Genomic DNA, 3773 nt, shown 5'->3' with positions numbered 1-3773 from the left:
CCCTTGGCCGCCCCTGCGCCCACGGTAAACACCACCTCCATGCCCCCCATCAAGATCGGCGTCGCCCTGGGCGGCGGCGCGGCCAAGGGGTTTGCGCACATTGGTGTCATCAAAATGCTGGAAGCCAATGGTTTTGCGCCTGCTGTGGTGGCGGGCACCAGCGCGGGCAGTGTGGTGGGGGCGCTGTATGCGAGCGGCATGGATGCGTTTGAGCTGCAGGAAAAGGCCGTGGCGCTGGACGAGGGCATGATTCGCGACCTGCAGTTTTCTACCGGCGGGCTGGTGCAGGGCCAGAAGCTGGAAGAATACGTGAACGAGCAGGTGCGCCGCAAGCCGCTGGAGCAGTTGGCCAAGCCCTTTGTGGCAGTGGCGACGCGGCTCGAAGACGGCGAGCGCACGGTGTTTGCGCGCGGCAACACGGGGCAGGCGGTGCGGGCCTCCAGCAGCGTGCCGGGCGTGTTTCAGCCGGTCACCATTGGCAAATACCACTTTGTTGACGGCGGCATCGTGAGCCCGGTGCCAGTAGACGCGGCGCGCCAGCTGGGTGCCGATGTGGTGGTGGCGGTAGACATTTCCAACAAGGCGCGCGGCAAGTCGCCGGGCGACATGCTGGGCACGCTGGGCCAGTCGATTGCCATCATGGGCCAGAAGCTGGGGCAGGCCGAGCTGGCGCGGGCCGATGTCATCATCCGCCCCCAGGTGCTGGACATGGGCTCGACAGATTTCAGCCAGCGCGCCAATGCCATCGTGGAGGGCGAAAAAGCCGCTCTGGCCGCCATGCCGCAAATCCGCGAGCGCGTGGCAAAGCTGCAGGCCGAGCGCGCACAAGCCGCGCGCCTGGCGCAGCAAAAAACGGCCGACGCCCAGCACCAGGCCTGCCTGGACAACCGCTCGCGCCTGCAAAAGCTGGCGGGCACGATGGGGCTGGACAGCGCCTGCGCCCAGCCCTGACGGGCTGCCACCGCTGCGGCGGCGGCCCCGCCGCGCATACCCGGACGCCGCAGTGCGGTACCTTTGCGCTGCTACCATCCGCCCCCATGCCTTTCTTGCCCTCATCCAACCAACCAGGCCTGCTGCGCGGCTGTCTGTGCGTGGGCGGGGGCGCCGTGGTGCGTGAGATCTGGCCCTACAAGCCGGTCGCACATTCCTTTGCCCGGCGATAAACCTTCTTTTCCCTCATCTGCGCAGAACATCCATCGCCGGGCACCCGCCCAGCGCGATGGCGGCCGGTGGCTTTGTAGTAGTAGCGCACGCCGGGCCGCTCCTTCAGGAGATGCGTTCTCATGTACCCCCAAGACCTTGCCGGTGGCGCCACGCCCATCTGCGCCGTATTCGCTTCATGCGCCCAGCTTTCTGTAGCAGCAGCCGCCACCGCCGCGCTGCGCACGGAGTGATGGCCATGGAATTCACCAAGAAGTTTCTGCGGGCCAAGAGCCCGTGCGCCGACGGTTTCCGGTGGTTCAGCCGCCATGTGGAAGACGGCACCGGCTACCAGGATGCGCTGGACACGCTGGTCAACGCCGGGCGCGTTGAAGATGCCTGCTGGCTGCTCGCGCAGTTTGGGCCGACCAACGCGGTGCTGGCGGTGGATGCGCTGGAGGCCGAGGCCATTGTGTTTGCCGGCACGGTGGAGGTGCGCGGCTCGATTGACGTGGCTACGGTGATTCAGGCCGGGCGGTCGATCCGCGCGGGCGGCGGGCTGCGCGCGGGCAGCGCCATTGTGGCGGGCGAGGACATTCGCGTGGCGGGCAGCATCATCATCAGCCAGGGCACGCTGCAGGCGGGCGGCGACGTGCGCGCAGACTGGGGCGTAGAGGTGCAAGGCGACATCGCCTGCGCAGGCGACCTGCGCGCCGCCTGGGATGTGGTGTGCCGTGGCAAGCTATCGCTGAAAGGCGGCGCCTTTGTGGGGCAAGACCTTATCGTCGACGGCCTGGTGGAGTGCGGCAAGGGCCTGCGTGTGGGCGGCCACCTGACGGGGGCCGATAGCCTGCGGGCCGGACAGGGCATTGTGGTGGGCGGTGCCATTACCGGCGTGGCGCACCTGGAGGCGGGCTGGGGCATCAAGGCCGGCGAGTGCATTCACACCCAGGGCGCCATCAAAGCCGGCGAAAGCCTGTGTGCGGGTGAAGACATCCGCGCGGGGCATGGCTATGGCGTGTATGCCGGGCTCAATGTGCAGCAGGAAACCTGGGATTCCAGCGCACAGGTGTGGTCGCCGCATCGGCCCGAGGGTTTGCGCAGTGGCTTGTGGCTGGGGGCCAGTCCTTTGAACCCCTGAAGTCGACAGGAGCAGACGCACCTGTGATGTCCGACAAAATGTAAGCAATAATTTCAGCCTTACTGACCAGGGAGGGATTGAACATGTCCGACGTGAGCGACCTCAGCAAAGACGACGCGGTTTACAGAACCCTTCTGGAATCGACCAAGGCCATTCCGTGGAAGATTGATTGGGACACCAAGAAGTTTGCCTATATCGGCCCCCAGATCGAAGCGCTGCTGGGCTGTAGCCCCGAAAGCTGGATGACCGTGGAAGACTGGGCGACGCGCATGCACCCCGAGGACCGCGAATACGTAGTGAATTTCTGCGTAGCGCAATCCCAGGCCGGGATCGATCATGAAGCGGACTACCGGGCACTGACCAAGGACAACGGCTATGTGTGGCTGCGTGATGTGGTGCATGTGGTGCGCAAGGACAACGGCGAACCCGAGGCGCTGATTGGTTTCATGTTCGACATCAGCGAGCGCAAAAAGACCGAAGAGAAGTTGCTCGCTCTGCAAAAAGAGCTGGAGGCGCTTTCGTTCAAGGACGGACTGACAAACATCGCCAACCGGCGCCGGTTTGATGTCAGCCTCGAAGTGGAATGGGAAAGCGCACGCAGCAACGGGCAGCCGCTGTCCCTCCTGTTGTTCGATATCGATTTTTTCAAGCAATACAACGATCTTTACGGGCATGTGCGGGGCGACAAAGCCCTGATCGAGATTGCGCAAACGCTGAGCCTGGCGCTGGATGGCCCGCGCGACGTGGTTGCGCGTTTTGGTGGCGAAGAGTTTGTTGTGCTGTTGCCGCAAGCGGATGCCTCGGTGGCACTGAAAGTTGCCGAACGCTGCCAGCGGCTGATTCAGAAGCAAGCCATCACCCACACGCAATCACCGCTGGATCAGCGCGTTACCGTCAGCATTGGCGTTGGCACCGTCACGCCAGGCGCCCACATGAAACCCTCCAGCTTCATCGAGGCAGTGGACCAGCAGCTCTATGCGGCCAAGAAAAACGGCAGAAACCGGATCGAGACGGTTCAGGTGGCGGCTTGAACGCGCCGGCCCGGTGCATGCCGCAATGGCGTGCTGAAGTAAACCTCGCTGGTGGCCACGGCCGTTGTGTATGCCGACCAGGGCGGGATGGGCGCGCCTGTGCTGGGCGCGGCGCTCTCCGTTCTTTTTGATGCCCATGCCTCAACACCCATCGACAAAGGCCGCAACGCCCTCGGTTCACACCTGTGCATGGCAGGTGTTCTGGATCTTTCTGCGCCTGGGCCTCACCTCGTTTGGCGGCCCGGTGGCGCACCTGGGCTACTTTCGCGATGAATTCGTGCAGCGCCGCCAGTGGCTGACCGAGCGCAGCTATGCCGATCTGGTGGCGCTGTGCCAGTTTCTGCCCGGCCCGGCCAGCAGCCAGGTGGGTATGGCGCTGGGGTTGATGCGGGCGGGCATGCCGGGGGCGCTTGCGGCCTGGCTGGGGTTCACGCTGCCTTCGGCGCTGGTGCTGGCTTTGT

At 64.7% G+C, this 3773-nt stretch carries 4 protein-coding genes; all 4 read left to right on the top strand.

Going from position 1 to position 3773, the window contains the following annotated elements:
• Positions 1-951: patatin-like phospholipase family protein (locus tag DTW89_RS18830; protein ID WP_147277684.1), on the top strand; the 951-nt coding region annotated here is incomplete at its 5' end.
• Between the two features lie 448 nt (positions 952-1399).
• Positions 1400-2281 carry a hypothetical protein gene (locus DTW89_RS18825; RefSeq protein ID WP_114657041.1) on the top strand — a complete coding sequence of 294 codons (882 nt, stop codon included), beginning with the start codon at positions 1400-1402 and terminating at the stop codon, positions 2279-2281.
• An 83-nt stretch (positions 2282-2364) separates the two neighbouring features.
• Complete coding sequence (locus DTW89_RS18820; protein WP_114657040.1) at positions 2365-3312, top strand: sensor domain-containing diguanylate cyclase; 948 nt, start codon at positions 2365-2367, stop codon at positions 3310-3312.
• Between the two features lie 130 nt (positions 3313-3442).
• The coding region (locus DTW89_RS18815; RefSeq protein WP_201741041.1) for a chromate transporter at positions 3443-3773 on the top strand (331 nt) is incomplete at its 3' end.

Origin of the sequence: Acidovorax sp. BoFeN1, assembly GCF_003345135.1 — a bacterium.
Taxonomy (GTDB): domain Bacteria; phylum Pseudomonadota; class Gammaproteobacteria; order Burkholderiales; family Burkholderiaceae_C; genus Acidovorax; species Acidovorax defluvii.
Note: the sequence above shows the minus strand (reverse complement) of the source record. Positions and strands in the feature narration are given on the sequence as shown.